General features: G+C 59.7%; 29 protein-coding genes. 15 read left to right on the forward strand and 14 right to left on the reverse strand.

Annotation, left to right across the window (positions count from 1 at the left end):
- Positions 1 to 26: 26 nt before the first annotated feature.
- Entirely contained in the window at positions 27 to 584 is a 558-nt protein-coding gene (locus U6037_RS17695; RefSeq protein ID WP_322843950.1) for a hypothetical protein, read from the forward strand.
- Here the strand turns inward: U6037_RS17695 and U6037_RS17700 are convergent.
- The 4 genes from U6037_RS17700 to U6037_RS17715 all read right to left on the reverse strand — a co-directional run bounded on the left by U6037_RS17700 (position 574) and on the right by U6037_RS17715 (position 4,331).
- Positions 574 to 1,290 carry an alpha/beta hydrolase gene (locus tag U6037_RS17700; RefSeq protein ID WP_322843951.1) on the reverse strand — a complete coding sequence of 239 codons (717 nt, stop codon included), beginning with the start codon at positions 1,288 to 1,290 and terminating at the stop codon, positions 574 to 576. The genes U6037_RS17695 and U6037_RS17700 overlap by 11 nt on opposite strands.
- A 182-nt stretch (positions 1,291 to 1,472) precedes the next feature.
- Positions 1,473 to 2,585 (reverse strand): succinylglutamate desuccinylase/aspartoacylase family protein, encoded by a 1,113-nt coding sequence (locus tag U6037_RS17705; protein ID WP_322843952.1) that lies wholly within the window; start codon positions 2,583 to 2,585, stop codon positions 1,473 to 1,475.
- Positions 2,586 to 2,785: 200 nt separating this feature from the next.
- A complete protein-coding gene (locus tag U6037_RS17710) occupies positions 2,786 to 3,565 on the reverse strand; it encodes an ABC transporter substrate-binding protein (protein WP_016775210.1) in 780 nt (259 codons plus the stop codon).
- 337 nt (positions 3,566 to 3,902) lie between these two features.
- Complete coding sequence (locus tag U6037_RS17715) at positions 3,903 to 4,331, reverse strand: rhodanese-like domain-containing protein (RefSeq protein ID WP_322843953.1); 429 nt, start codon at positions 4,329 to 4,331, stop codon at positions 3,903 to 3,905.
- Between the two features lie 101 nt (positions 4,332 to 4,432).
- On the opposite strand from U6037_RS17715, the gene ftrA reads away from it, so the two are divergent.
- From ftrA to U6037_RS17740, 5 genes are all read left to right on the forward strand, one after another.
- Entirely contained in the window at positions 4,433 to 5,407 is a 975-nt protein-coding gene (gene ftrA, locus U6037_RS17720; protein ID WP_322843954.1) for a transcriptional regulator FtrA, read from the forward strand.
- 435 nt (positions 5,408 to 5,842) lie between these two features.
- Entirely contained in the window at positions 5,843 to 6,223 is a 381-nt protein-coding gene (locus U6037_RS17725; protein WP_116254971.1) for a DUF6124 family protein, read from the forward strand.
- Between the two features lie 2 nt (positions 6,224 to 6,225).
- Positions 6,226 to 6,495, forward strand: a complete 270-nt coding sequence (locus tag U6037_RS17730; protein ID WP_322843955.1) for a hypothetical protein — start codon at positions 6,226 to 6,228, stop codon at positions 6,493 to 6,495.
- Positions 6,496 to 6,661: 166 nt separating this feature from the next.
- Entirely contained in the window at positions 6,662 to 7,078 is a 417-nt protein-coding gene (locus U6037_RS17735) for a pyocin S6 family toxin immunity protein (protein WP_322843956.1), read from the forward strand.
- A gap of 8 nt (positions 7,079 to 7,086) precedes the next feature.
- The gene (locus tag U6037_RS17740; RefSeq protein WP_322843957.1) at positions 7,087 to 7,422 is read left to right on the forward strand and encodes a hypothetical protein; all 336 of its coding nucleotides are present in this window, start codon (positions 7,087 to 7,089) and stop codon (positions 7,420 to 7,422) included.
- 60 nt (positions 7,423 to 7,482) lie between these two features.
- Here the strand turns inward: U6037_RS17740 and U6037_RS17745 are convergent, their stop codons facing one another.
- Positions 7,483 to 7,821, reverse strand: coding sequence for an FKBP-type peptidyl-prolyl cis-trans isomerase (locus U6037_RS17745; RefSeq protein ID WP_322843958.1), 339 nt, complete (start codon positions 7,819 to 7,821; stop codon positions 7,483 to 7,485).
- Positions 7,822 to 7,984: 163 nt separating this feature from the next.
- Here U6037_RS17745 and U6037_RS17750 point away from each other — a divergent pair, with 163 nt between their 5' ends.
- The gene (locus tag U6037_RS17750; protein ID WP_322843959.1) at positions 7,985 to 9,061 is read left to right on the forward strand and encodes a diguanylate cyclase domain-containing protein; all 1,077 of its coding nucleotides are present in this window, start codon (positions 7,985 to 7,987) and stop codon (positions 9,059 to 9,061) included.
- 5 nt (positions 9,062 to 9,066) lie between these two features.
- Here the strand turns inward: U6037_RS17750 and U6037_RS17755 are convergent, their stop codons facing one another.
- Together U6037_RS17755 and U6037_RS17760 are read right to left on the reverse strand one after the other, a co-directional pair.
- Entirely contained in the window at positions 9,067 to 9,531 is a 465-nt protein-coding gene (locus tag U6037_RS17755) for a hypothetical protein (RefSeq protein WP_322843960.1), read from the reverse strand.
- Positions 9,532 to 9,632: 101 nt separating this feature from the next.
- Positions 9,633 to 9,938 (reverse strand): RcnB family protein, encoded by a 306-nt coding sequence (locus tag U6037_RS17760; protein ID WP_034156152.1) that lies wholly within the window; start codon positions 9,936 to 9,938, stop codon positions 9,633 to 9,635.
- Positions 9,939 to 10,063: 125 nt separating this feature from the next.
- On the opposite strand from U6037_RS17760, the gene U6037_RS17765 reads away from it, so the two are divergent.
- From U6037_RS17765 to U6037_RS17780, 4 genes are all read left to right on the forward strand, one after another.
- Entirely contained in the window at positions 10,064 to 10,660 is a 597-nt protein-coding gene (locus U6037_RS17765) for a LemA family protein (protein WP_416221683.1), read from the forward strand.
- Between the two features lie 22 nt (positions 10,661 to 10,682).
- Complete coding sequence (locus U6037_RS17770) at positions 10,683 to 12,638, forward strand: M48 family metallopeptidase (RefSeq protein ID WP_322843961.1); 1,956 nt, start codon at positions 10,683 to 10,685, stop codon at positions 12,636 to 12,638.
- A 274-nt stretch (positions 12,639 to 12,912) separates the two neighbouring features.
- Complete coding sequence (locus U6037_RS17775; RefSeq protein ID WP_108226972.1) at positions 12,913 to 14,205, forward strand: MFS transporter; 1,293 nt, start codon at positions 12,913 to 12,915, stop codon at positions 14,203 to 14,205.
- 12 nt (positions 14,206 to 14,217) lie between these two features.
- Positions 14,218 to 14,988, forward strand: coding sequence for a substrate-binding domain-containing protein (locus tag U6037_RS17780; RefSeq protein WP_322843962.1), 771 nt, complete (start codon positions 14,218 to 14,220; stop codon positions 14,986 to 14,988).
- Here U6037_RS17780 and U6037_RS17785 read toward each other — a convergent pair.
- The gene (locus U6037_RS17785; RefSeq protein WP_175553899.1) at positions 14,978 to 15,892 is read right to left on the reverse strand and encodes a LysR family transcriptional regulator; all 915 of its coding nucleotides are present in this window, start codon (positions 15,890 to 15,892) and stop codon (positions 14,978 to 14,980) included. The two genes, U6037_RS17780 and U6037_RS17785, sit on opposite strands and share 11 nt — an antisense overlap.
- Positions 15,893 to 16,154: 262 nt before the next feature.
- Here U6037_RS17785 and U6037_RS17790 point away from each other — a divergent pair, with 262 nt between their 5' ends.
- Positions 16,155 to 17,963 carry a monovalent cation:proton antiporter-2 (CPA2) family protein gene (locus tag U6037_RS17790; RefSeq protein WP_322843963.1) on the forward strand — a complete coding sequence of 603 codons (1,809 nt, stop codon included), beginning with the start codon at positions 16,155 to 16,157 and terminating at the stop codon, positions 17,961 to 17,963.
- Between the two features lie 119 nt (positions 17,964 to 18,082).
- Here the strand turns inward: U6037_RS17790 and hcnC are convergent, their stop codons facing one another.
- From hcnC to U6037_RS17810, 4 genes are all read right to left on the reverse strand, one after another.
- Complete coding sequence (gene hcnC, locus U6037_RS17795; RefSeq protein WP_322843964.1) at positions 18,083 to 19,342, reverse strand: cyanide-forming glycine dehydrogenase subunit HcnC; 1,260 nt, start codon at positions 19,340 to 19,342, stop codon at positions 18,083 to 18,085.
- Positions 19,335 to 20,744, reverse strand: coding sequence for a cyanide-forming glycine dehydrogenase subunit HcnB (gene hcnB / locus U6037_RS17800; RefSeq protein ID WP_322843965.1), 1,410 nt, complete (start codon positions 20,742 to 20,744; stop codon positions 19,335 to 19,337). The genes hcnC and hcnB overlap by 8 nt, the downstream gene beginning before the upstream one ends.
- Positions 20,741 to 21,058: a cyanide-forming glycine dehydrogenase subunit HcnA gene (gene hcnA / locus U6037_RS17805; protein WP_322843966.1), complete on the reverse strand. Its 318-nt coding sequence runs from the start codon at positions 21,056 to 21,058 to the stop codon at positions 20,741 to 20,743. Before hcnA ends, hcnB begins: the two co-directional genes overlap by 4 nt.
- Before the next feature lie 241 nt (positions 21,059 to 21,299).
- A complete protein-coding gene (locus U6037_RS17810; protein WP_322843967.1) occupies positions 21,300 to 21,839 on the reverse strand; it encodes a hypothetical protein in 540 nt (179 codons plus the stop codon).
- Between U6037_RS17810 and U6037_RS17815 the strand changes: the two genes are divergently transcribed.
- The gene (locus U6037_RS17815) at positions 21,832 to 22,041 is read left to right on the forward strand and encodes a hypothetical protein (RefSeq protein ID WP_322843968.1); all 210 of its coding nucleotides are present in this window, start codon (positions 21,832 to 21,834) and stop codon (positions 22,039 to 22,041) included. The genes U6037_RS17810 and U6037_RS17815 overlap by 8 nt on opposite strands.
- 24 nt (positions 22,042 to 22,065) lie before the next feature.
- On the opposite strand, the gene U6037_RS17820 is transcribed toward U6037_RS17815, so the two are convergent.
- A complete protein-coding gene (locus U6037_RS17820; RefSeq protein WP_322843969.1) occupies positions 22,066 to 22,995 on the reverse strand; it encodes a hypothetical protein in 930 nt (309 codons plus the stop codon).
- Between the two features lie 192 nt (positions 22,996 to 23,187).
- Positions 23,188 to 23,496, reverse strand: a complete 309-nt coding sequence (locus U6037_RS17825) for a hypothetical protein (RefSeq protein ID WP_322847339.1) — start codon at positions 23,494 to 23,496, stop codon at positions 23,188 to 23,190.
- Positions 23,497 to 23,689: 193 nt separating this feature from the next.
- On the opposite strand from U6037_RS17825, the gene U6037_RS17830 reads away from it, so the two are divergent.
- Complete coding sequence (locus U6037_RS17830; RefSeq protein ID WP_322843970.1) at positions 23,690 to 24,373, forward strand: response regulator transcription factor; 684 nt, start codon at positions 23,690 to 23,692, stop codon at positions 24,371 to 24,373.
- Positions 24,351 to 25,745, forward strand: coding sequence for a HAMP domain-containing sensor histidine kinase (locus U6037_RS17835; RefSeq protein ID WP_322843971.1), 1,395 nt, complete (start codon positions 24,351 to 24,353; stop codon positions 25,743 to 25,745). The genes U6037_RS17830 and U6037_RS17835 overlap by 23 nt, the downstream gene beginning before the upstream one ends.
- The last annotated feature ends 105 nt before the right edge of the window (positions 25,746 to 25,850 follow it).

The raw sequence follows: 25,850 nt of genomic DNA on the forward strand, positions 1-25,850 counted from the left end.
CGCGCGACCATCCACCGGAGATTCACATGTCATTGTTGAGCAAAAAAACCGTCGTCCTGCTGGTGGCGGCCCTCGCCGGTTTCGGCGCCATTCACGCGCAAGCGGCCAAGAAAAATGCCGGCACCGAGAAAGTCTCGATGCTCGAGGGCAAGTTCACCTTTGTGCTGCCAAAAGGTTTCGTCGCCGACCCGCTACCGACCAGCCCGAGCGGGACCACGGGCACGATGTACACCAACGAGGCCACGAAAACCGTGGTCATTACCGCTGAAAACAAGATCCCCGAAGGCCAGCACGTCAAGGACAACGACGGGCAGTTCCTCGACGGCAGCGTGTCGAGCTTCATCGAAGACCAACGCAAGGCGCTGCCGGACTTCAACAAACTCAGCGAAAAGAGCCTGACCCAGAAAGGCACCGGCCTTGGCTTGCGTCAGGTCGACAGCACCGCGACCCAGGGCGGTGGCCAGACTCTCAACACCACGCTGATGGCCGGTTCCGGCACGAAGATGGCGCTTGTGCAGGTGATCTCCCGCGCCAGCGACAAGAAAGGTCACGATGCCCTGGTGAAAACCATCCTCAAGGATTGAGCTGCTGCAACCAGCCGTTCAAGTCGCGCAGCTCGGCCGCACTGATACTGTGGCCGACGCCGGGATAGGCATGGAACTGCGGGTTATAACCGAGTTTCTGTAGCTGCGTGTTAGCCTCGGTGCCGTTTTTATACGGCACCGGATCATCGGCGGTGCCGTGGCCGATGAAGATGCTCAGCGGCAACGGCTGCTGTTCGCTTTTGAGTTCGGCCTTCAACACCGGCAACAAACGCCCGCTCAGCGCGGCGATCCCACCGACCGCCACTGGCGGCCTCAGCCCCACTTCGTAGGTCATCATCGCGCCCTGGCTGAAACCGATCAGGTACACCTTGTCTGGGGTGGTGTGATATTTCTGCGCCGCTTGCGCGATAAAGTCGCGCAGCTTCTGGCCACTGACCTTCAGATCATCGGTCTCGCCGTTGTAGGCACCTTCGCCTTTCTTGCGAAACCACTGGAAACGTCCTTCACCGAGCGACAACGGTGCCTGCACCGACAGGTAGTTGTATTGCGCCGGCAGCTGGAATTTCATGCCGATCAGATCGGCTTCGTTACTGCCGTAGCCGTGCAGAAAAATCACCAGCGGCCGCGCCTCGGCATCGGCGTGAACCTGTTCGAGGTACTTGAGCGGCAGATCGGATTGCAGCGTGGTTTGCGCCTGCACAGTAGTGGACGCCAGCAGGGTCAACAGAGCAAAGACCTTCAACATAGAGCCTTCCTTCACGGAGAGTCGGGTTCGGGGGGGAGCCTAACATCCTCGGCCAAGGATCCAAATTCGGTGGTGTTGCTGATGCCGCCATCGCGAGCAGGCTCACTCCTACATTTGGAATGCATTCCCCTGTAGGAGTGAGCCTGCTCGCGATGAGGCCATTAGCCCCAACGGAGATCCCGTCAGTCGTTCGTCAATTTACCCGTCCGAAACGCCACCCGCCCCGCCACTTTCGCCTGCCAGATCCCCGGCTCGGTGTAGCGTCCGCGATCCAGCGCAAACAACACGCCGCTGGTGCCGGCGCGCACGGTGGTCACACGATCCTGCAACGGATCCACCACCTCAAACAGCGCATCGCCCTTCTCCACCCACTCGCCGGCATTGCGCAGGAAACTCACCACGCCATGGTGCGGTGCGAACAGGTATTCGGTGCCCTCGAACGGCAGGCCTTCGCAGCACTCGCTTGGCGCCGCCGGCCATTCGCCGCTGATAAAACCCTGCTCGGCGAGGAAGCCCAGAATCGCCTCGCAATTGGCCTGCGCCTGATCGACCCGGGTGTCGCCCATACTGCCCAGCTCCAGCGTGGTCGCCAGATTCGCCGCAGGAATCGCAGCGTTAGGAAATGCCCGCGCCAGCCGCAACCACGGCGTCGAGCAGGATTCATCGAACGAACTGCCGCCGGAATCTTCACACAACAGCGCCACCCCGGCCTTCAAACGAGCTGCCAACGACTGCCACTGCGGCCAGTGCTGCGGCAGCGCATACAAATGAATCGCCGCGTCGAAATCGCAATGCAGATCGAGGGTGATGTCGGCATCGCAGGCATGGCGCAGCAGCAAGCGATGCAAGGCTTCCAGTTGCGAGGCCGGGGCCGGCAGCTCATCGAACACCTGGCCCATGGTTTGGCGGATCAGCGCAACGTTGGCCTCGGCATCAGCACCCAAACGCTCACCGATCAACGCCGCGACCGGCGCGCTGAGTTCGACGAAGGCACGGTTGAAGTTCTTGCCGCTGCCCAGTTCGAAACGGCCCATGTGCGCACCTTGCACGTGTTGATCGAGGCCGATCGGGTTGGCTACCGGCACCAGCTCGATCACGCCCTGCAAACGGCCTTGTTGTTCCAGCTCATTGAGGCGCTGCTTGAGTTCCCACGCGGTGCGCATGCCCGGCAGTTCATCGGCGTGCAGGCTGGCCTGGATGTACACCTTGCGGGTGCCCGCGCCATAGCGAAACACGCTGAGCGAGCGCTCGCTGCCCAAGTGGCTCCAGGGCAGAACATGGTCGATGCGTTGCAAGGGAAAATCTCCTCAATATCTGGATCACAAAGATCCCCTGTAGGAGTGAGCCTGCTCGCGATAGCGGTTTAACATTCAACATTATCGTTGTCTGACACACCGCTATCGCGAGCAGGCTCACTCCTACAAGGGTCTCATCACAATTAGAGCGCAAAAAAAGTGGCCATCGCGCAAACGGGGCCACTTTTTTCTACGGCGTATTAATGGCCGTACACATCAAAGTCGAAGTACTTGTCCTGGACTTTCTTGTACTCGCCATTGGCGCGGATTTCGGTGATGGCTTTGTTGAACTGCTCGGCCAGCGCGGTATCGCCCTTGCGCACTGCAATGCCGGCGCCGCCGCCGAAGTACTTGGCGTCTTCGTAGGTCGGGCCAACGAATTCAAAACCTTTACCGGCATCGGTTTTCAGGAAACCGTCGCTGAGGTTGACCGAGTCGGCCAGCATCGCGTCGATACGCCCGGAAACCATGTCGAGGTTGGCTTCCTGTTGCGAGCCGTAACGCACCAGGTCGATCCCGGCCGGCACCAACACTTCGGTGGCGTAACGGTCATGGGTGCTGGCACGCAGCACGCCGACTTTCTTGCCCTTGAGCTCGGTCAGCGGGTCTTTGACACCGGAGCCTTCCTTCATCACGAAGCGCGCCGGGGTGTGGTAGTACTTGATGGTGAAATCGACGTTTTTCTTGCGGTCGTCGGTGATGGTCATCGACGACAGGATCGCGTCGATTTTCTTCACTTTCAGCGCCGGGATCAGGCCATCGAATTCCTGCTCGACCCAGGTGCATTTGACTTTCATCTGCGCGCACAGCGCATCGCCGATGTCGACGTCGAAACCGGTCAGTTTGCCGTCAGGGGTTTTCATCGAGAATGGCGGGTAACCGGCTTCGATACCGATGCGGATCGGCTTGGCGTCTTCGGCCACAGCGGTCAGGGACAACATCGACAGTGCCAGGGCACCGAACATCACTAGCTTCTTCATTTATAACTCCTGTGTGCGGAGGCTTTTATTGGCAGCTTTCGATTCAGCGTTCGGTCATGGCCAATTGGCTGCAAAAACCGAAGTGGCCGGCAGTCTATGGCGGCGCGCACAGGGTAAATTGTGTTTAAGCGACAAATACTTATGAAAGATCGGCGCACCGATTGACCGGGGTCAACGGGTGCGCCGTCGTGGTGCAAGGGCTGTAGGACAAGGGCATTTCCAGCGCAGAAAAACGCTGATTTCCCTGTAGGAGCTGCCGCAGGCTGCGATCTTTTGATCTGTTTTTTTAACCATCAAGATCAAGAGATCGCAGCCTGCGGCAGCTCCTACAAGGGGATCAGCATTCGCAGCCGATGGCCGCATTGACCCCTTGCGGCACACTCAACTGAAAGCCTTCATACAGCCATCCGGTAACCCCGCCGATCATTTCTTTGACCGGGTAACCCAGTGCCGCCAGTTTCACCGCCGCCTTGTTCGCGCCGTTGCAGTGCGGGCCGGCGCAATAGACCACGAACAGCGTGGTTTTCGGGTAACTCGCCAGTTCCGCCGCCGTCAGCAAGCGGTTCGGGATATTGATCGCGCCCGGCACATGCCCGCGCTCAAAGGCCAGCGAGCCGCGAACGTCGACCAGGACAAAATCGATCTCGCCAGCCTCTTGGCTGCTGAACACGTCGGAACAATCGGTCTCGAAAGTCAGACGATTGCTGAAGTGCATCAGGGCGATCGCCGACGGTGCTGCGGGGATGTCGCGAACCAGACTAACCATGAGTGTTGCTCCTTTATCTGAACGGGTGTGAACAGACTTTATCGAGCGGCCGCTTGCGGCTACAGTGGCGCACAAGACACTCACCGGGAATTTTCCGCCAAATGCCGACATCACCAGGTCTGGTCGCGATTCTGGCCTACGACGGCCTCTGCACATTCGAGTTCGGCATCGCCGTGGAGGTCTTCGGCCTGACCCGGCCGGAGTTCGATTTCCCGTGGTACACCCACGCCATTGCGGCGGTCGATCAAGGCCCGATGCGCGCCTTGGGCGGGATTCAGGTGCTGGCCGATGGCGGTCTGGAATTGTTGGCCGAAGCGCGCACCATCATTATTCCCGGCTGGCGCGACCGTAACGCGGCGGTGCCTCCAGCATTGATCGACGCGTTGCGTCAGGCCCATGCCCGAGGCGCGCGATTACTGTCGATCTGCTCCGGTGTATTTGTGCTGGCGGCCACCGGCCTGCTCGACGGCCACGGCGCCACAACCCATTGGCGTTACGCGGCGGAACTGGCGCAGCGCTTCCCGGCAATTGCGGTTGATCCGGATGTGCTTTATGTCGACTCCGGTCAATTGATCACTTCGGCTGGTAGCGCCGCCGGGATCGATGCCTGCCTGCATCTGGTGGCGCGGGACTTCGGCACGCAAGTCGCCAACTCGGTAGCGCGGCGTCTGGTGATGTCGCCGCAGCGTACTGGCGGCCAGGCGCAATTCATTCCAACCCCGGTCAGCCCGACGCCGCGCAACGATCTGTCGCGGGTGATGCAATGGGCGCGCGAGCGTTTGCATGAACCGCTGGAAGTGCGCGATCTGGCCAGCGAAGCGGCGATGAGTGAGCGTACGTTTCTGCGGCGTTTTACCGAGGCCAGTGGGCAGTCGCCCAAGGCCTGGTTGCAGCACGAACGATTAGCGAGGGCGCGAGAGTTGCTGGAGAGCACGCCGCATAACACCGAGCAGATTGCCGAGCGTTGTGGTTATCGGTCGGTGGAGAGTTTTCGTGTGGCGTTTCGCGGGGTGGTGGGTGTGCCGCCGTCGGTGTATCGGGAGCGGTTTGGGCGGGGTGTGAGGGTTGAATCCTGAAGTGATTTTGAAGGCGCCTTCGCGAGCAAGCTCGATCCCACAGTTTGGAATGCATTCCCCCTGTGGGAGCGAGCCTGCTCGCGAAGGCGCCCAGTCAAACGCAGCATCATTTAGACATCAGCCACAAGGCTACAGCGCCTTGCGCCTTTGCCTACAACTACGCCAGAATCCGCCGGCTTGTGCGGCTTGGGAGCTGCCGGTAACTTGGATCGCGTCACTGAATGTTCAGTGATCGGGTTTAGTCGCTCGGTGTCATCTCTAGCTAGCAAGCTGTTATTCAGTCTGGCATTTCCATGCCTGCACTCAATGGCGGCTATGCGCAGGGCGCTTTCGAGCGCGCCGGTTTAGCTAGGGGGCCGGTCGACTAACCTGCGTATAGCTGTCACCCAATGTTTAGTCGCAAACGGTGTCAGCCTCATTGAGGTTTCCTAGCATATGTTCAAAATAACGCCGAATCCGCCCGAAACAGATGCGGAAATCGATCAAAATCCGACATCCCCCTATTCCACACCGGGCTCCAGAAAACTCCACGAAGCCGCCGAACGCGCCCTCGACCACTACCTGAAACCCACACCGCCTTCACCACCGCGCAGACCCAGCACCATGTTCCTCGTCGACCCGAACACCGGCGCCGAAGACCTCATGGCCCACGCCTGCGAATCCATGGCTTCGGCCAGCATCATGCTCAGCGACTTCGCCGCCCTGCTCGACTCGCCCTACCGCAACACCGTGCTCGGCATCCAGCAAGTGGTCATGCTCGGCGAACTCGCGGTCAACCGCGCCCTCGACAAAATCGAACCCGCCCTGAGGCAATAAACATGTCCAACAAAACCGATGCACAAGTCGTCGCGGCACTGGTGGCCATGGGCTTCAACGAACGCGACGGACGCTGGGCACAGAACGCCTGCCTGGTGCTCTTCGAAAGCGAACGCGAATCCATCGTCGCCTCCGCCGTCACCGTCCTTCCCCAACTCGATGAACTGGAAATCGACACCGTGCTGCCCGCACTGCGCCGCGTGACCCGCCGGTTCCCCTCACTGCAAAGGACCGTGGCCGACACACTGGCCGAGATGGCGCATGCAGCCTGATTGACCGCGGGATCGTTCTTCGCGAGCAGGCTCGCTCCCACAGTTGTTCGCGGTTACTCGCGGCATTCGAGTACACCGCCGTCCCAATGTGGGAGCGAGCCTGCTCGCGAAAGCGTTCTTTCTGCTGGTGAATATCTAAAAGCCAAATACCAGGAAGGCTTAAACCATGAAGGAACATCCCTCCCGATTCCAAAGTTTCACTTGTGTCTGGGATGCACTGGAAGACACACCGCAGGACGCCGCCAATATGCGCCTGCTGGCCAAGTTGAGGCGCACGCTTTCACGAGAGAACTCCCCCGTCAGACCAGCCACTCCAATGGATGAGGCAGACAGGAAGCTACAGATGTTTTTATGGATTAGCGGTTTCTTAAAAGGTGACGACGAAGACGACACCTTAAAATACGAACTTACAGTTGGGCCGAAATTTGAACCGGCAGTTTTGGCTGCAATGGGTTGGAAGAGCCTTGATGAAAGTCCCGACGGCGAATGGCTGCTGACACTCGATCAAGCTCAAAAAATCGGTATGGCGGTTAACGAACAACTGCCATCGGAATTCGATCTTTTTATCGGCATCAGGGGTTAACTTCGGCAATGGGCCTCATCTATCAAGATCCATCCATAAGCCATGACGAGGCCATAAGACTCCTTGCCAGTGATACGGATGCAAACGTGATCGCCGCACTCGTATCCATTGGCCTGAATGAAACCGATAGAAACTGGGCTCAGGACATCTGCCTGAAACACCTCACCAGCAAAGCCGAAGCAATTGTGGCCGCTGCGGCTACTGCACTCGGGCACATCGCTCGCCGACATGGCGAGCTGGATACTGAAACAGTTTTTGCGGCACTCGAATCAGCCAAGCAAACGCACCCTTCACTGCAAGGGATCATCGAAGACACGCTTGACGATATAGACGTATTCACCTGATCCAACCTGACGGCATTTGGATGAAGTAACGGACTTCATCCAAATCGTCGCCCCCCCACCTCAATCCTCCCGCGTCAGCACTTCCAACAACTCAATCTCAAACACCAGATTCGAACCCGGCGGGATCTTGCCCATCGTCCGCTCGCCATACCCCAGATGCGCCGGCACCAGCAATTTGCGTTTGCCCCCCACCTGCATGCCCATCAAACCCTGATCCCACCCCTTGATCACGCGCCCGGTGCCAATCACGCACTGAAAAGGTTTGCCACGGCTGTAGGAAGAATCGAACTCGCTGCCGTCTTCCAGCCATCCGGTGTATTGGGTGGTGATCAGTGCGCCTTTGACGGCGGTTTTGCCTTCGCCGATCTGAAGATCGATAACCTGCAGTTCATCATTCATAACATTCACTCTATTGTTCAGCTGGCCGCCGTTTTCCCAGAATTACCGGTAATTGGCAACCTGCCAGCGCCGATCAACGTGGTATCCGAACCGAGTATTGAAGCATTAACATAGCCAACCGCCATTACTCCACGGATAGATCCGCCATGCTGGCAGCGCCCGAATGACTCTGTTCTGGATCAGCCTTGCCGTGGGCGCGAGCATGCTGGCCGTCATTGCCCTGCTGCTGTGGCGCGAGCGCGGTTTGCGCCGGCAGCTCGCGCAATATCGGGATCTGCTGAGACGGGCCGCCGATGGCCAACACATTCAGCAGGACGGCGACGTCGAGCGCTTCAAACGCAGCCAGTACTTTGCACGCATCGGCACCTGGGACTGGGAAGTCGACACGGATCGGCTGTACTGGTCGGATGCGATTTACGGCATGTTCGGGTTCAAGATCGGTGAAATCACCCCGTCCTATGCGCTGTTCTGTTCCTGCGTGCACCCGGACGACCGCACCAAGGTGCGCGAAGGTGAACTGCGCTGTCTTGAAACCGGCGAAAACCATGATGAGGAATACCGCGTGGTGTGGCCCGACGGCACGATTCGCTGGCTGCGGGAAACCGGCAACGTGGTGCACAACGACCACGATGCGGTGGTGAAGATGATGGGCGTGGTGCGCGACATCACCGAAGAAAAAGCCTCGGCCAGTTACCTGCAACACCTCGCCCATTTCGACCCGCTGACCGGCCTGCCCAATCGCCTGGTGCTGGAACAACGCTTGTCCGAAGCGCTGGACCACGCGCGACAGAGCGACACGCGCGTCGCACTGGTGTTCGTCGACCTCAACGGTTTCAAAACCATCAACGACCGCTACGGTCATGCCGCCGGCGACCGCGTGCTGATCACCACGGCCACGCGGCTGAAACGCATCCTGCGCGCCACCGACACCGTTGCGCGCATTGGCGGCGACGAGTTCGTGGTGATCCTGCAAGGCCTGGCGCCGAACCTGAGTTTGCCGGACGAAGCCCGCAGTATCTGCCAGAAAATCTTCATCGAACTGTCGCCCCCGATCAGCATCGGCAACGACCAGCGCCACATCGGCACCAGCCTTGGCGTGGCGGTGTTTCCGGATCATGCGACGGCCATGGATCGCTTGCTGCACATTGCCGATCTGGCGATGTATGAGGCCAAGCGCAGTGGTAATAATCAGTATCGGTTGGGGGGTGGGCAGGTGATGAATCAGGTTCGGGTCGAGTAGCTCGATCAGTCCGCAGGCAGCCCAAACGGAATACCATTGAAGGTATGCGTGCAGCAACGGCAATGAGGTTTCATATCTTCGGGAGTCAACTGCGGGTTGACGATTTGCAGCTGCTTTTGCTCATCGACGAACAGGCCGTTGAAGTAGGCCGACTCGCCCAGTCGCACAATGTCCTTGCGATCGTCTTCGTGGATGGCAACCATCCAGAAAACCGGTTCTGGTCGATCAAGGCGAGATACCGCTTCGCTGAAAATCTCATCCCAATGACCGCCGACGCGGGATAACAGAAAACGAAACAACGGCGTGTAGTCGTAGCCGTGGTGTTTGATGCCATGCATCGAGCCGCGCGTGGCCTCGCTGCGGCTTTGCGCTTTGGTGTTTCGTTGGTCGCGGTAGTGCCCGCCTGGGTTGTTGCGCCAGACATTGTGGGCGGTGGTGTTTTCTTTGCGATACAGCGGTTTCTTTTCCAACCTGTTGCTCCTGACTTCCCTTCACTCGAAACGCCCCACGGGTTTTACCCGAACGGCGCTCGATTGCAATCAACCGTCCATGGCTGATTGTTGCCGGAGGTTTAACGCGGGACCGGTTTCATCTCGACAATGGTGCCGTTGGTGATCATCACCATGACGTACTGGTCATTGATCTGTACCCATTGCGCCTGATCAACAGGTTTTTTCAGGCCCTTGGTTTTCCAGTCGATGGCTTTTTCACTGCGCTGATAAATATCCGGAGCACGGTCGTTGACCTTCAGTTCGCGGTCGCTGACCGGGGATTGCACGGCCTGTTCATTTGAGGTTTGCGCCGCTTGAACAAGTGGACTGATCCCGGCGATGCCGGCGACGAGGGCCAGGCTGGCGATTAGGGTTTTGCTGTTCATCGGTGAACCTCCTGAGATGTGTGCTACCTGAACTCGGACTGCCGGGTTCGGGAATCATTCCTTGTTTTTTTGCATTTGCGCTAACATGCCGCGCCCCATTCCACCGTGTGAACAAGGACATCACCGTGAACAGCACCCTCGTCATCCTTTTGGTCGTTGGCGGCCTCCTCGCCCTCTATGCCATCTTCCTTTTCAACAGCCTCGTCGCTCGACGCAATCAAATCAAAAACGCCTTCGCGCAACTCGAAGTGCAACTCAAGCGCCGCTATGACCTGATACCCAATCTGGTGGCCACCGCCAAGGGTTATATGGCCCACGAGCGCGAAACCCTGGAAGCGGTGATTGCCGCGCGCAACAACGCCGTCGCCGGCCTTCAGGCCGCTCAGGCGCAGCCGGGCAATGCCCAGAGCATCGTGCAACTGGGCCAGGCCGACAATGCGCTGAGCAATGCCATGGGCCGGCTGAATGTAACGGTTGAAGCGTACCCGGAACTCAAAGCGTCGCAAAACATGCAGCAACTGAGTGAAGAGCTGAGCAGCACCGAAAACAAAGTCAGTTTTGCCCGCCAGGCTTACAACGATGCAGTGATGACCTACAACACGCTCAAGCAAAGTTTCCCGGCAGCCCTGCTCGCCCCGCTGTTCGGCCACGGTGCCGATGCCTCGGCGTTGACGTTCGCTGATAGCGCGGCCATTCAGGAAGCGCCAAAGGTTTCGTTCTAACCCTCAGCCAACGGATGGCAACATGAATTTCTTTGAACAACAGCGCCGGGCCAAGCGCCGCACCGTGTACCTCATTTTCTTGATGTTCATGGCCGTGCTCAGCCTGATCGCCGTGTCGTGTGTGCTGATGACCATTCCGGTCGAGGATGGCAGCGGTAAAGTCCTGATGGATCTGGAACTCGACCAGCAACTGGTCATGACCGTGTCAGCCGTGGTCGTCGGCATCGTGCTGCTGGCAAGTCTGTCCAAGCTTGCGGAGTTGTCAGAGGGCGGCAAAGTGGTTGCGCGGCGCCTCGACGGGCGCGTGATCAACCACAGCGCGCAGACGCTGGAAGAGCAGCGATTGATGAACGTGGTGGAAGAAATGGCCATCGCCTCCGGCACTGCCGTGCCCTCGGTGTACTTGCTGCCCGATCTGGGCATCAACGCCTTCGCGGCGGGACTCACACCACAGGACGCCGTCATCGGCGTCACTCAGGGCGCAATCAATGTATTGACCCGCGAAGAGCTGCAAGGGGTGATCGCCCATGAGTTCAGTCATATCTATAACGGTGACATGCGCCTCAACACCCGACTGATTGCCATCGTCCACGGGATCATGGTTCTCGGGTTGACCGGCAGCTATATCCTGGAAGGCACCGAGCAGGTCGGTAAAACCCCGCTACAGCGCAGCAAGTTCGTCGCGATACCGATGTTGATTGGTTTTGTACTGTTGTTTGTGGGTATCGCGGGGACGATTTTTGGCAATATGATCAAATCTGCAATCAGTCGACAGCGTGAATTCCTCGCCGATGCTACGGCGGTGCAATACACCCGCAACCCGCAAAGCATCGCCGGAGCGTTGAAGAAAATTGGCGGTTATGAACTGGGCGCAAGCATCCGTTCCGCACGCGCGGAGGAATACAGCCACTTGTACTTTGGACCGGGTTACTCGAACACCGACTCGACGGCTTCCCATCCGGATTTGAATGAGCGGATCCGTCGGGTCGATGCGCAATGGGACGGCAGCTTCATCAAAGTGGCGGCGCCGCCCGCAGATGCACAACCTTCGGTCGCTCTGCCTGTGCCCGATGCATTCGGCGGCATCCCCGCTGCGGCCAAGTCGGTGCTCTACGACATGAATGCGGTCCAGGCTTCCGTGGCGGCCATTGGCGCGCCGCAGCCAGAACATCTGCTGGAAGCTCGCCGCGTGCTGGAAGACATTCCGCACACACTCAAAATGGCAGCACGCAATATTGAAGGCGCCCAGGCCGTTGTGTATGGGCTGCTGCTGTCGCGTTCAACCTCCCTGCTGGGCATGCAAGTCGAGCTACTGAAGCCGGAAATCGACGCCACGGTGTTCGACTATTTGAGTCAGCTGCGCGAGCCCCTGTCGTCGCTGAGTCCCGGCCTGCGCCTGCCATTGCTGGATCTGGCCATCCCGAGTCTGCGAGAGCTTGGCAAAAAGCCCTTTGCCAAGGTCAAGCACAACCTGAATTTGCTGATCGAAGCGGATAACGAAACAGAGTTGCTGGAGTGGACGCTGTTGCGCATCGTCGAGCGCAATGTTGAAGGCGCGACACCGGTGCAGTTCAAATTCGGACTGTTCCAGTGCGCCGAAGAACTCATGGCCCTGTTGACCGCGATGGCCCGTGCCGGGCAGGACAATTTATCGGCAGCGTCGCAGGCCATTCAGTTTGCCTGGCAAGGTCTTGCGTTCGAACAGCCTGAAGAAATGCGCGCCGAACTGGAAGATCTGGCGGGGCTGGAAGCGGCGATCAAGCGCCTGCGCCATCTCATGCCGGAGGAGCGTCCGGCATTGCTTGATGCCATGACCCGCTGCGTGATGCACGATGGCGTGATCACCGTGGCTGAAGCAGAACTGTTTCGCGCCGTCGCGGACTTGCTCGACTGCCCGCTGCCACCGTTGCTTGCCGTACACGCCGAAATGGCTGACAGCACCCGTGACACTGTTCACCATGCAGTTGCAACGTCCTGAGTTTGCAGGTGCGACAAAACCTGTGGGAGCGAGCCTGCTCGCGAAGGGGTTGGTACATTCGACATCTTCTTTGCTTGGACCACCGCTTTCGCGAGCAGGCTCGCTCCCACAATGGTCTGCGGTATCGGCTTAGAGGGATTGATCCACTCTGCACATCAATCCATGCCAACAATGCAATTAACATCCAGTTACACCTGCGCCACCATCCGCCTCAATAAAAACCGTGCGCCGCCCTCCCGTCGCGCACGTCATAAAAGCGGTGGAGTACTTTTCTATGACAGCCTCAATCCCACACAACGGCTCGCGGGCCGGTGCCATTTTCCGGGTGACCTCGGGCAACTTCCTCGAACAGTTCGACTTCTTTCTGTTCGGTTTCTATGCCACGCAGATCGCGGCGGTGTTCTTTCCGGCGAGCAGTGAGTTCGCTTCCCTGATGATGACCTTTGCCGTATTCGGCGCAGGCTTTTTGATGCGTCCGCTGGGCGCCATTGTGCTCGGTGCGTACATCGATGATGTCGGCCGGCGTAAAGGTTTGATCGTCACCCTGTCGATCATGGCCAGCGGCACGATCTTGATTGTGCTGGTGCCCGGATACGAAAGCATCGGCCTGTTTGCGCCGGCACTGGTGTTGATCGGGCGCTTGTTGCAAGGCTTCTCGGCCGGTGCGGAATTGGGCGGTGTGTCGGTGTATCTCGCCGAGATCGCGACGCCGGGCCGCAAAGGTTTCTTCACCGCTTGGCAGTCGGCCAGTCAGCAAGTGGCGATCATTGTTGCCGCTGCGCTGGGCTACGCCTTGAACGCGTGGATGGCACCGGATGTGATTGCCGATTGGGGCTGGCGGATTCCGTTTTTCGTCGGCTGCATGATCGTGCCGTTCATCTTTTTCCTGCGGCGTAACCTGGCGGAAACCGAAGAGTTCGCCGCACGCAAACACCGCCCGAGCATGGGCGAAGTGTTCCGCACCCTCGGCCAGAACTGGGGCGTGGTACTCGGCGGCATGTTGATGGTCGCGTTGACCACCACCGCGTTTTACCTGATCACCGTGTACGCGCCGACCTTCGGCAAAACCGTGCTGCATCTGAGTACTTCGGACGCGCTGTTGGTGACCTTGCTGGTCGGTGTGTCGAACTTCTTCTGGCTGCCGATTGGCGGCCTGTTGTCCGACCGTATCGGCCGTCGTCCGGTGCTGATCGCCATGTCGCTGCTGGCCTTGGCCACGACCTATCCGGCGTTGTCGTACCTGGTGCAGGCGCCGAGCTTCAGCCACATGTTGTTGTCGCTGTTGTGGCTGTCGTTTATCTACGGTTTATACAACGGCGCAATGATTCCAGCGCTCACCGAGATCATGCCGGTTGAAGTGCGGGTTGCCGGTTTCTCCCTCGCCTACAGCTTGGCAACCGCCATTTTCGGTGGTTTCACTCCGGCGATGTCGACCTTCCTGATTCAGTACACCGGCGACAAAGCCGCGCCGGGTTACTGGATGAGCATCGGTGCGCTGTGTGCCCTGTGCGCCACTCTTTATCTGTACCGCCGTGCCGGTGGTCGTCTGCAACCTGTCGCGGCCTGAGGGAAATTCGCCATGAAAAAACTGTTTACTGTCACCGCCCTGCTCGCCGGTCTCGCGTTCAACCTCACGGCCCAGGCCGAAGAATTGAGCGTGATGACCTCCGGAGGCTTCACTGCCGCCTACAAGATTCTCGGCCCGAAATTCGCCGCCGCCAGCGGCAACACTTTGACCACCAGCCTTGGTCCATCGATGGGCAAGGCGCCGGAGGCGATCCCCAATCGCCTCGCGCGCGGTGAACACGCCGACGTAGTGATCATGGTCGGTTACGCCCTCGATGACCTGATCAAGCAAGGCAAGGTCGACCCGGCCTCGCGCGTGGAACTGGCGGACTCGCGGATCGGCCTGGTGGTGCGTGAAGGCGCGCCGAAACCAGACATCAGCAGCGTCGACGCCTTGAAGAAAACTCTGCTCGACGCACAATCGGTGGCCTACTCCGACAGCGCCAGCGGCGTGTACATCGAGCAGCAGTTGTTCAAGAAACTGGGCATCGAAGATCAGCTGAAACCCAAGGCCAAAATGATCCCGAAAATCCCGGTCGGCTCGGTGGTTGCCACTGGCGACTATCAATTGGGCTTCCAGCAGGTCAGCGAATTGCTGCCGGTGCCGGGCGTGAGTTTCGTCGCGAAGATTCCGGAACCGGTGCAGTCGGTGACGCGCTTTGCCGCCGGGATCCCGGTCGGCGCACAGCATCCTGAAGAAGCCAAAGCCCTGCTCGCTTACCTCGCCGCGCCAGCCGCACAAGCTGACGTGCAAGCCACCGGACTGGATTCGGTCAAGCGCTGATCGTAGGCGGCTGGACTTTCATCTCCACCACCAGCCGCTCCAGTTCCAGTGCCGCCGGGGTCAACGTGCGACCCCGGCGCTTGATGATGCCGACACTGCGCATCACTTGCGGATCGGTCAGCGGCACCCGCGTCAGGATCGGATGATCCGGCCCGGGCATCGCCATCAGCGGCACCGCCGCCACGCCCAACCCCGCCTCGACCAGACCGATCATCGTCGTCACATGCCGGGTTTCGCAGATGCTTGAGCGCTGCGGCACCACGCTGCTCAACGCCTGATCGAGCAGAAAGCGGTTGCCGGACGTCTTGTCGAGCGAGATGTAATCCTGCTGATAGAACTCGTCCCAGCTCACACTGCTGCGTCCGGCCAACGGGTGATCGCGGCGGCAGGCAACGACGTAGCACTCCTGCACAAGCGGTTCGAACTCGACTTTGGCATCCTGCGTGCCGAGAAAACTCAAGCCGAAATCCGCCTCGCCATTGACCACCGCACTCAACACATCATGCGCGCTGGAGTCGAGCACTTTGACTTTGATCCGTGGGAATTGCTGGTGATAGCGCGCGACCACGCGGGGCATGAAGTAGTACGCCGCCGAGGGCACGCAGGCGACGGTGACGTGGCCCAAACGGGTCGAAGCGACTTCGCTGATGCCCAATAAGGCAACGTCGAGATCATCGAGCAAACGCTCGACGCTGGGCATGAAACCACGCCCGGCCTGGGTCAGGCTGACCTTGCGCGTGGTGCGTTCGAAGAGTTTTACGCCGAGGGCGTCTTCAAGCTTCTCGATGCGCCGGCTCAACGCCGGTTGCGACAGGCGCACGGTGTCGGCGGCCTTGCGAAAACTGCCCTGCTCGACCACGGCGCGGAAGGCTTGCAGGTCGTTGAGGTCGAAGTTGATGGCCATGGCGAGACTCGGGAGATTGATTCGCAGAGATTATGAATGTAACCAATTGATGCAAATTATTACAGGCCACATGAAGATCCCCTGTAGGAGCTGCCGCAGGCTGCGATCTTTTGATCTTGATTCTTCGAAGGCAAAAGCAAGATCAAAAGATCGCAGCCTCGTTGCACTCGACAGCTCCTACAGGGGATCTTCTGTGGATATGGAATCGCGGTAGCCCTTATCCTTGTCACCCCCGCCGTACCGTTGTCAGGAGTAATCCCCCATGCCCCATGAAGGCAATCTGTTGCAAGCCGCTGTCGTCTTTCTGTTCGCGGCCGTGCTCACCGTGCCTTTGGCCAAACGTCTGCAACTGGGCGCCGTGCTCGGTTATCTGTTTGCCGGGGTGATTATCGGCCCGTCGGTGTTGGGTCTGATCGGCAATCCGCAGAGCGTGGCGCACATTTCCGAACTGGGCGTGGTGCTGCTGCTGTTCATCATTGGCCTTGAGCTGTCGCCGCGACGTTTGTGGGTGATGCGCAAATCAGTGTTCGGCGTCGGTCTGGCGCAGGTGCTGCTGACGGCTTCGGTGATCGGCGTGCTGGCGTTGTCGGTGTTTGGCCAACCGCTGAACAGCGCGATTGTGCTGGGCCTCGGTCTGGCGCTGTCTTCGACGGCATTCGGGTTGCAAAGCCTGGCCGAACGCAAGGAACTGACCAGCCCCCACGGGCGTCTGGCGTTTGCGATTCTGCTGTTCCAGGACATCGCCGCGATCCCGTTGATTGCGCTGGTGCCGATGCTCGCCGGTGGTTCTCACGACACCAGTAGCGCCGAAAGTCTGAATCACGCGTTGCAGGTACTCGGCGGTATCGCCGTGGTCGTGGTCGGTGGGCGCTATCTGTTGCGGCCGGTGTTCCGCGTGGTGGCGAAAACCGGTTTGCCGGAAGTGTCGACGGCTACGGCGTTGCTGGTGGTGATCGGCACGGCGTGGTTGATGGATCTGGTCGGTGTGTCGATGGCGCTGGGCGCGTTTCTTGCCGGTCTGCTGTTGGCGGATTCGGAATATCGTCATGAACTGGAAGCGCAGATCGAGCCGTTCAAAGGGCTGCTGCTCGGGCTGTTTTTCATCAGTGTCGGCATGGGCGCCAACTTGAGTTTGCTGCTCAGTGCGCCGATGACCGTGTTGGGGCTGACGCTGCTGTTGATCGGGCTGAAACTGCCGCTGCTGTTTGTCGTCGGACGTCTGGCCGGTGGCTTGAACAAGGTCAGTGCGATTCGTCTCGGTATCGTGTTGGCGGCGGGTGGTGAATTTGCCTTTGTGGTGTTCAAGATCGGTCGTGATCAGGGCCTGTTCGAACCGCGTCTATATGATCTGCTGGTGCTGACCATCACCCTGTCGATGGCGGTGACGCCGTTGTTGCTGTTGCTCTGCGCGCGGCTGGTCAGTCCGAAAGTGCAGCCGGTGGAAGTACCGGAAAAATACCGCGAGATCGACACTGACACGCCGCGTGTGGTGATTGCGGGTATGGGCCGGATGGGTCAGATCGTGGCGCGGATTCTGCGGGCGCAGAACATCAAGTTCGTCGCGCTGGACACCTCGGTGGAAACCATCGAACTGTCACGCAGTTTTGGCGGTGTGCCGGTGTTCTACGGTGACCCGATGCGCCCGGAAATTCTTAACGCGGCCAAGGTCGGCGAGGCGGAATATTTCGTGATTGCCACGGATGATCCGGAGACCAACATCAAGACCGCCGAGGTGGTGCGCAAGCTGTATCCGCACATGAAGATCATCGCCCGGGCACGTAACCGTCAGCATGTGCATCGGTTGGTCGATGTCGGCGCCGAGGCGATTCGAGAGACTTATTATTCAAGTCTGGAAATGAGTCGACGTACGTTGGTGGGGCTTGGTCTGACCCAGGCCCAGGCCGATGCGCGGATCAAGCGCTTCAAGCATCACGACGAACAGGTGCTGGAGGCACAACACGCGATCTACGACGACGCGGCCAAAGTCCTGCAAACCGCCCAGGAAGCCCGGGCGGAACTGGCGCGGTTGTTTGAGTCGGATCAGCTGGAAGAAGAGTCGCGCAAATCCTGAGCCCCTTGCCCAGATCCAAATGTAGGAGTGAGCCTGCTCGCGATGACGGTGTGTCAGTCGACTTATTCATTACTGACAGATTGCTATCGCGAGCAGGCTCACTCCTACAGGAGGTTGTGTCAGGCCAGCTCGAGTTCGGACGCTTGCTTGACCGGAGCCCCTGCAAACCGATCCGCCAGAAACGGTGTGATATCCAGCGGCAGCGGCTCATCGTTGACCAGTTTGTCCAGCAGCACGCCAGTAATCGCCGAGGTCAGAATCCCGGTACGGAAGTGCCCGCAGGCATTCAAATACCCTTCCACCCCACGCATCGGCCCGAGAATCGGCAACTCATCCGGCGAACCCGGACGCAAGCCCGCCCACGTGCGTTTCAGATTGACGTCCTTGAGTTCCGGCAGGCAACGCACCGCACCTTGCACCAGCCCGGCGATTTCCGGGTAGGTGGTGGTGACGTCGAAGCCTTTGTCTTCGGTGGTGCTGCCAATCAGGATCTCGCCGTTGTCCTTCTGCGCCACGTAGCAGTCGCTGGTGGTCAGGCAGCCGTTTAGAATCTTCGGCATGCGCTCCGTCAGCAGAATCTGGCCTTTCACCGGTTTTACCGGGATGCGAATCCCCGTGGCCCAATCGCTCAGATCCGCCGCCCAGGCACCGCCGGCGTTGATCAGGGTCTTGCAGTGGAACACGCCCTCTTCAGCCGTCTGCACACCGGTCACGCGGCTGCCGTGATGCAACACACCGGTGACGTTGGTGTTGACGAAGATGTCGACGCCGTTCTGCCGCGCGCCTTCCATGTAGGCGTCGGCGAGGCGAAACGGGCTGACCTGATGGTCGCAGAGAAACTCCAGCGCGCCGCGTGCTTCATGGCTGACGCTCGGCTCAGATTCGCGCAACGCCGCCTGATCGAGCCAGCGCACCTGATCGGCCAAGTGCGGGATGCAACCGACGATGTGCTCGGCGTAGAGGCGGTCTTCGTCGTCATAAATGACGAATTTCAGCCCGGTCTTTTCAAACTTGAAATCCATGCCGTGATTGTCTTTCAGCTCACGGTGCAACGCCGGGTACAGGGCGTTGGACTGCAGGGCAAAATCGAAAAACGACTCCGGCAAAATATGCGGCGTGCTCGCGTCCACCGCCACCGCCGCGCCCTGGGTTTCGCGCTTGCGGTTGGCCGACATCATGCGGAAGAAAATCACCCCGCAGCCGAGGCCGACCGACTCACCGATCGCCCACAAACCGCCGGCCGAAGCGCGGGTCGCGTTGCCGGGGCGCTTGGCGTCGATCAGTGCCACCTTGAGGTTTTTGCGCTTGGACAATTGATAGGCGCAGGACGCCCCGATCACGCCACCACCGGCGATGACCACGTCATAGAACTTACTCATGGGCAGCGGCCTCCGTGCCGACAGACTGAAACGCGGAAAAAGGAATCGGATCAATCGGGAATCGCGGACGCAGCCAACCGACGTCCTTGCGGCCGGTGGCCTGGCGCAGACGGTCGCTGCAATAACCGACGCACATGCGCCCCTGGCAATCGCCCATGCTTACGCGGGTGCGCATTTTCAGGCTGGCGATGTCTTGCACGCCCTGCTCCAGCGCCAGGTCGATGTCGGCGCGGGTCGCGTGTTCACAGCGACAGATCACCGTGTCGGCGGCGGGCAATGCAGTCTGGCCGACGCCGCGTTCGGTGTAGCGATCGACGGCGGCACGGAAGCGCACGATGGCTTTGAGTTTGCTCAAGTAGCGGTCGCGACGAACCCGCGCCAGCTCTTCTTCGAGCACTCCGCGCTGCAGCAGAATCGAGGTCGCCGCGATCTTGCCGGCGAGCATTGCCGCTTCACCACCGCGAATCCCGCCCATGTCGCCGGCCAAATGCACGTGAGGTTCGTTGCTTTGCTGCCAGACGTTGGCGTTGGCGCGCAGATAACCGTCGTCGCTGAAGCCATGATCCAGGCCCATCTGCTGGCTCAGTTGCGTGCGCGGAATAAAGCCGTAACCGACCGCGAGGGTCTTGGCTTCAAAGCGCTCGACGCGGCTCATGTCCGGTTCCCAAGTGGCCGAGTACGGCGCGACGCTGACGCTTTTCAGCTCGCCCTCGCCGTGGGCTTCGACCACGCCCCAACCGTAGTTCATCGGGATGCCGTGCAGCTTCAGGTAGGCGAGCATGCTCAAGCCATCGAGGAACAGTTGCGGTTTGTTCAGCAGCGCCAGACTTTCGCGGGCAATCTTGCCGAACGCGCATGCCTCATACACGCCCGCAACGCTGACGCCGGCGGCATGCAGTTGTGTCGCCACCAGCGGCAGCAACGGCCCGGTGCCGGCGATGATCACCGGCCCTTGCGGCTTGACCACGCCGCTTTTGATTTGCAGTTGCAGACCACCGAGCATGATCACCCCCGGCAAGGTCCACCCGGGAAACGGCACGCTGCGTTCATGGCAGCCGGCAGCCAACAGCAACTGCGGATACTCGATCTCATGCAATTGCTCGTCGCCATCGAGCACCACCAGCGCGCGGGTGCCTTCGGCGCCGACCACGCGATGGTTGAGGCGCACGTCGATCAGCCCGGACTGTTCCTGAAAATCACCGTGCAGTTTGCCCAGCGCTTCGGAGTAACGCGGGCCGAGATAATCCAGCTGCACGCCGTCACGCAACGGCCCGCGATAGACCACACCGCCGAGGCGCGAAGCTTCTTCGAGCAGGGTGCAGCGCACGCCGTGGCGCGCCAGTTCGATGGCTGCCGCCATCCCCGCCGGGCCGCCGCCGACGATGACCGGTTGCAGGCTCATACGATCACCTCTTGCGCGGTGATGCGGTTGACCTGGGTTTCGATCTGCATGCCGTCACGCACCACGGTCTGACAGGCACGGCGCTTGTGTCGACCGTTGATTTTCACCAGGCAGCACTGGCACACACCCATGCCGCAATAGGCGCCGATGATCTGGTTGTGATCGTTGCGCGCGATCTGGCGCACGCCGAGGGACTGGATAACGCTGAGGACGGTTTCGCCGATGGCGGCGGTGACCGCTTGACCGTTGATGTGGACGGTCATATCCGCCTGCGCCAATGGCTGGATATCGAAAGTTCTTTCTTGGCAGTGCATTGCGATGTTCATCCGTGAAAGTTCGGTTGAGGTGGTGTCAGCTCCTTGCTGCACTACAGCGTGTCGACGCGTTTATTGTTGCTGTGATGGGGCGTCGACGCGGGTACTTCGTCAGCGCAACAAGGTGCGCGTGAAGCACTGTAGTTCATACCTCAGCAAAGGCCGGGATCATTTACGTTAGGCGATCTCGCCGCTCGTAATATTGATCCAGGCCAGTGAAAGCGGTTGGATTGTCCAACGATCAATTGGAGAAAACGTACTGCCCCTTGATCTTCCTTGTACCGACCAAAGCGAGGTCCGGAAACAACAGCCATTTGACCCAGGCGGCGTAGAACACCATGGCCAGAATGAACGCCACGCCGAGCAGAGTCGACACGGGCTCTTCACTGAAGCCGTAAAATTCACGAGGAATCTGGCTGATCGTGAAGGTGACATAGATTGTGTAAACCACCGCGATGCCCTTGTAAAAGCCCCACGCAAACAAGAGCGGAATCACGCCAATAATCAACACCATGGTCAATGCCATAGCGATGCCGCCGTCATTGATTTGAAGAAGCCCGGCTATCGCCCCGAGGAGTCCCCAGATACCCATCAGTGCGACCAGAATGTTGACTTTAACGGCGTGTCGTTTTCTCAGGGCGGGATCCGGATGCGCCCCGATCCAGCCCGCCAGCACTCGATCCTTGACCTTGCCACCCGAAAACGCCTTGAAGGTTTCGGCCCTGGAATGCCCGCCATCGAGCATTTCGACGACCTTTCGTTTGATTTGTTGCTTGTCCAACGTATTCATCCTTAAACGTGCGCGCAACGGCCGCCCCGTTGCCGACGCGGATTCTCGCCTTATTGCCCGCCAGAAAGCAAAAAGCCGCTTCCACCCGAGAGTGGAAGCGGCCGAGGCATGGGCCTCAATGGAGCAGTCAGTGCACGAACAGGGCGATCAGGATGATGATCGGGATTGGCACGCCGAGGAAAAACAGCAGTAGTGAGCGCATGGTCATGCTCCTTGTTTAACGGACTGGAGTGGTCGTGGTGTAGGTGTCGACTTCAACGTACTCGACCGCATCGCGGCGACGACCGCCGAAGGTGGCAGCGAGGCTGGCGAAGAACGCACCGGCCAACAGCGAGATGAACATCCACAGCGAGGTCCAGGCAGCGACTTTCGCAGCGGTGTCGGCGGCTTGTTGCGCTTTGACTTTGGCGTCGGCCAGGGCTTTCTGAGTGCGCGCATAGATTTCATCGACGCGGCGCTCGGCATCGGCCTGAGTCAGGTTGGTCCGTTGTGCGACCAGTTGCGCGAGGTAGGTACGGTCTTCGGCACTGAGCTGACCGTTGGCCAGGCTTTGCGCGAAGATCCGCGCCACGGCGCCATGCGCCGCGTCATCGCTGACGGAGGCCGGACGGTCATCGCGGAACAGGCTGTCGATGTAGTAACCGTACTGGTTGCTGTCGGTGTTCGCCGCAGCGGTACCAGCCGCTTGGGTCATGGCACTGGCAGCACCGCCAGCGACACTCGCACCGGCCTGGACACCACCACTGATCACGCTGCTGACCGAACCGACGACCAGTACAGCGGTGACCAACGTCGCCACACACCAGGCGAGGAAGCCGTGCGCAGTGTCGCGGAAATACACTTCGTCACCGTGCATGTTTGCCCACTTCACCCGCAGGCGACCGGCGATGTAGCCACCCATGCCGGAAGCGATGATTTGCGTCGCCGCCAGCCAGACGATTGTCGAAATGCCCAGGCCTTTGGCACTGACGCCCTCTCCGGCCCACGGTGAAACTGCAGAGAAACCCAAACCGAAACCGAGCAGGACCAGAATCATCGACAGTGCAGCGGCAGCCGCAGCACCGGCGAAGATCGCGCCCCAGGACACGCCCGAAACGCTGCTCGACTCTTCAACGGCGGGATAAAACCCATCAGGGGATCTATTCATTGTTGTTCTGCTCCAGGCATGAAAAATGGTGTTACAACTCGTCATCAGAGGAATTGCAGTGACCGTGCCAGTCGCGAAAAATAAATAAATCCTTCAGTTTCAATCAGTTAGAAAGAATGAACTTCGCCGGACCATGCAAATTGCAACAAGGGCCGAATAACAGCGGGTTTTATGCATTGGCACAAATGCCAGTTATTTGCGTTTGTAGCTCTTGTTACCGCTTGGGGTCAGGCAATACACCCCGCCGCGTGGGCCAGTGCAGAAGGAACCGGTGCCGCAGGCGCAGCCATCATTACTTTGCAGGAAGTTTTGCGGGCGGGCCTGCTGGCGCTCGCCAAACATCGCCGCGCAGCTTTTCTTCGAGCCGCTGATGGAGCCGTCATTGCACAGGAACAGGTCGCCATCGCAGCGATCGATCCCGCCTTTCTTCCCGGAACACGGCGTATTGGCGGCCCATGCCGAGGCGCTGAACAGCACCAGCAACAGACCGGTGATCGGCATCCAGCCACAGCGAATCGAAAGACGCACGGCACCACTCCTGATGGAAATTGTGGCCAGATGATATCAACGTTGCGGCAAATAAATCCCCAAGGCGCGCAAACGACAGCTACAACATGAAAGTTAATTTAAAGCGTCAGCGCAATTTCTTGGCAAAATGCTGCCATTCCGTTTGAACCGATCAGCAGGCCTGCCTATGACTCGTATCTTGACCATCGAAGACGACGCCGTGACCGCCCGGGAAATCGTCGCCGAACTGAGCAGCCACGGGCTGGAGGTTGACTGGGTCGACAATGGCCGCGAAGGCCTCGACCGCGCCGTGAGCGGCAATTACGACTTGATCACCCTCGACCGCATGCTGCCCGAACTCGATGGTCTGGCCATCGTCACCACCCTACGCACCATGGGCGTGGCCACACCGATTCTGATGATCAGCGCCCTCTCCGATGTCGATGAGCGCGTACGCGGCTTGCGCGCTGGCGGCGACGATTACCTGACCAAACCGTTCGCCACCGACGAGATGGCCGCGCGAGTTGAAGTGTTGTTGCGCCGACAGAACAGCGGCGCGGCTCAGACGACAACGTTGCAGGTGGCCGACCTCGAGCTGGATTTGATCAGCCACGAAGCGCGCCGTGCCGAACAGGTGCTGACGCTGTTGCCGACCGAGTACAAATTGCTCGAATTCCTCATGCGCAACAGCGGCCAGATCCTCTCGCGGATGATGATTTTCGAAGAGGTCTGGGGTTATCACTTCGACCCCGGCACCAACCTGATCGACGTGCACATCGGCCGTCTGCGCAAGAAGATCGACGCCGTCGGCAATGTGCCGCTGATCCGCACGGTACGGGGCTCGGGTTATGTCATTGCCGAACCCGTCTGACGGCTGGCGCTCCTCCAGCAGCCGCTTGCTGGCGCTGTACAGTTCGCTGTTCGTGGCCTGGAGCGCGATCCTCATGGGGGTCATGTATTACGAGGTCTCCGGCTACCTCGACAACCTCGCCAAACATTCGCTGATGCAACGTCAGCACCTGTTTTCGCACTTTCGCGGCGCACAGCTGGAAGACGCCCTCGCCGCCAGCATGACCTTCGATATTCGTGGCATCGACGCCTATGGCTTGTTCGATGCCGACGGCGTTTACCTCGGTGGCGCGTTGCAGCAGATTCCCGAAGGCCTGCCGCTGGACGGCAAGATCCACATGCTCGCCGACTGCGCCGACTCCGACGACCCGACCCTGCCCAATGACAGCTGCGACGCGGTCGCCACGCAAACCCGCGACGGTCGCTGGCTGGTGTTGTTGCGCGACAACGGCTCGCTGTTTGCGGTGACGCGAATCATTTTGCATGCGTTGTTCTGGGGCGTGTCGCTGACGATTCTGCCGGGGATTGCCGGCTGGCATTTGCTGCGACGCCGACCGTTGCGGCGGATTCGGGCGATTCAGGCCAGTGCCCAGTCGATTGTCGCCGGCGACCTGACCCACCGTTTGCCGCTGTCCAATCGCCGCGATGAACTGGACATGCTCGCCGCCATCGTCAACGCCATGCTCGAACGCATTGAGCGCTTGATGAATGAAGTCAAAGGCGTCTGCGACAACATCGCCCATGATTTGCGCACGCCGCTGACGCGCCTGCGCGCGCAGTTGTATCGCATGCAGCAGCAGGCCGGCGAAGGCTCGCAGGAGGCGGCGCAACTGGATCTGGTGCTGGCCGAAGCGGACACGCTGATGGCGCGGTTTCGCGGGTTGCTGCGGATTTCCGAACTGGAGGATCGTCAGCGACGCTCAGGTTTTGTCGAACTCGACCCGGTGCAATTGCTTGAAGAACTGCACGAGTTTTACCTGCCGCTGGCCGAAGAAGGCGAGTTGCGTTTCGAGCTGAACATGCCGGAAACATTGCCGCCGCTGAATGGCGATCGGGCGTTGTTGTTCGAAGCGCTGGCGAATCTGCTGAGCAACTCGATCAAGTTCACGCCGGTCGGCGGCACGGTGATGCTGCGTGGGGTGAACGCGGGTGGGCAGACGCGGATTGAAGTGCACGACTCGGGGCCAGGGATTCCCGAGGCAGAGCGCGAGGCGGTATTCCAGCGGTTCTATCGTGCAGAGGGCGGGCAGCCGCAGGGCGGATTTGGCTTGGGGCTGTCGATTGTGGCGGCGATTGTCAGCTTGCATGGCTTCAGTCTTGAAGTCGCCAGCAGTGATCTGGGCGGGGCGAAACTGGTGCTGGATTGCCGGCAGAGCCTGATCGAGAATTCCTGATTCCCACTTTGGAACGCAACCCCTGTAGGAGTGAGCCTGCTCGCGATAGCGGTGTGTCAGTCAACTTATTCGTTACTGACAGATTGCTATCGCGAGCAGGCTCAC

The organism is Pseudomonas sp. B33.4 (assembly GCF_034555375.1).
Lineage (GTDB): Bacteria > Pseudomonadota > Gammaproteobacteria > Pseudomonadales > Pseudomonadaceae > Aquipseudomonas.

Coding starts and splice junctions, on each gene's coding strand:
- U6037_RS17750 (WP_322843959.1), top strand. CDS start 7,985: ATGACTCTGTTCTGGATCAGCCTTGCCGTGGGCGCGAGCATGCTGGCC.
- U6037_RS17820 (WP_322843969.1), bottom strand. CDS start 22,995: ATGAATAGATCCCCTGATGGGTTTTATCCCGCCGTTGAAGAGTCGAGC.
- hcnB (WP_322843965.1), bottom strand. CDS start 20,744: ATGAGCCTGCAACCGGTCATCGTCGGCGGCGGCCCGGCGGGGATGGCG.
- U6037_RS17825 (WP_322847339.1), bottom strand. CDS start 23,496: ATGCCGATCACCGGTCTGTTGCTGGTGCTGTTCAGCGCCTCGGCATGG.
- U6037_RS17830 (WP_322843970.1), top strand. CDS start 23,690: ATGACTCGTATCTTGACCATCGAAGACGACGCCGTGACCGCCCGGGAA.
- U6037_RS17740 (WP_322843957.1), top strand. CDS start 7,087: ATGGGCCTCATCTATCAAGATCCATCCATAAGCCATGACGAGGCCATA.
- U6037_RS17730 (WP_322843955.1), top strand. CDS start 6,226: ATGTCCAACAAAACCGATGCACAAGTCGTCGCGGCACTGGTGGCCATG.
- U6037_RS17710 (WP_016775210.1), bottom strand. CDS start 3,565: ATGAAGAAGCTAGTGATGTTCGGTGCCCTGGCACTGTCGATGTTGTCC.
- hcnC (WP_322843964.1), bottom strand. CDS start 19,342: ATGAGTAAGTTCTATGACGTGGTCATCGCCGGTGGTGGCGTGATCGGG.
- U6037_RS17835 (WP_322843971.1), top strand. CDS start 24,351: ATGTCATTGCCGAACCCGTCTGACGGCTGGCGCTCCTCCAGCAGCCGC.
- hcnA (WP_322843966.1), bottom strand. CDS start 21,058: ATGCACTGCCAAGAAAGAACTTTCGATATCCAGCCATTGGCGCAGGCG.
- U6037_RS17695 (WP_322843950.1), top strand. CDS start 27: ATGTCATTGTTGAGCAAAAAAACCGTCGTCCTGCTGGTGGCGGCCCTC.
- U6037_RS17775 (WP_108226972.1), top strand. CDS start 12,913: ATGACAGCCTCAATCCCACACAACGGCTCGCGGGCCGGTGCCATTTTC.
- U6037_RS17780 (WP_322843962.1), top strand. CDS start 14,218: ATGAAAAAACTGTTTACTGTCACCGCCCTGCTCGCCGGTCTCGCGTTC.
- U6037_RS17790 (WP_322843963.1), top strand. CDS start 16,155: ATGCCCCATGAAGGCAATCTGTTGCAAGCCGCTGTCGTCTTTCTGTTC.
- U6037_RS17745 (WP_322843958.1), bottom strand. CDS start 7,821: ATGAATGATGAACTGCAGGTTATCGATCTTCAGATCGGCGAAGGCAAA.
- U6037_RS17760 (WP_034156152.1), bottom strand. CDS start 9,938: ATGAACAGCAAAACCCTAATCGCCAGCCTGGCCCTCGTCGCCGGCATC.
- U6037_RS17785 (WP_175553899.1), bottom strand. CDS start 15,892: ATGGCCATCAACTTCGACCTCAACGACCTGCAAGCCTTCCGCGCCGTG.
- U6037_RS17725 (WP_116254971.1), top strand. CDS start 5,843: ATGTTCAAAATAACGCCGAATCCGCCCGAAACAGATGCGGAAATCGAT.
- U6037_RS17715 (WP_322843953.1), bottom strand. CDS start 4,331: ATGGTTAGTCTGGTTCGCGACATCCCCGCAGCACCGTCGGCGATCGCC.
- U6037_RS17735 (WP_322843956.1), top strand. CDS start 6,662: ATGAAGGAACATCCCTCCCGATTCCAAAGTTTCACTTGTGTCTGGGAT.
- ftrA (WP_322843954.1), top strand. CDS start 4,433: ATGCCGACATCACCAGGTCTGGTCGCGATTCTGGCCTACGACGGCCTC.
- U6037_RS17700 (WP_322843951.1), bottom strand. CDS start 1,290: ATGTTGAAGGTCTTTGCTCTGTTGACCCTGCTGGCGTCCACTACTGTG.
- U6037_RS17770 (WP_322843961.1), top strand. CDS start 10,683: ATGAATTTCTTTGAACAACAGCGCCGGGCCAAGCGCCGCACCGTGTAC.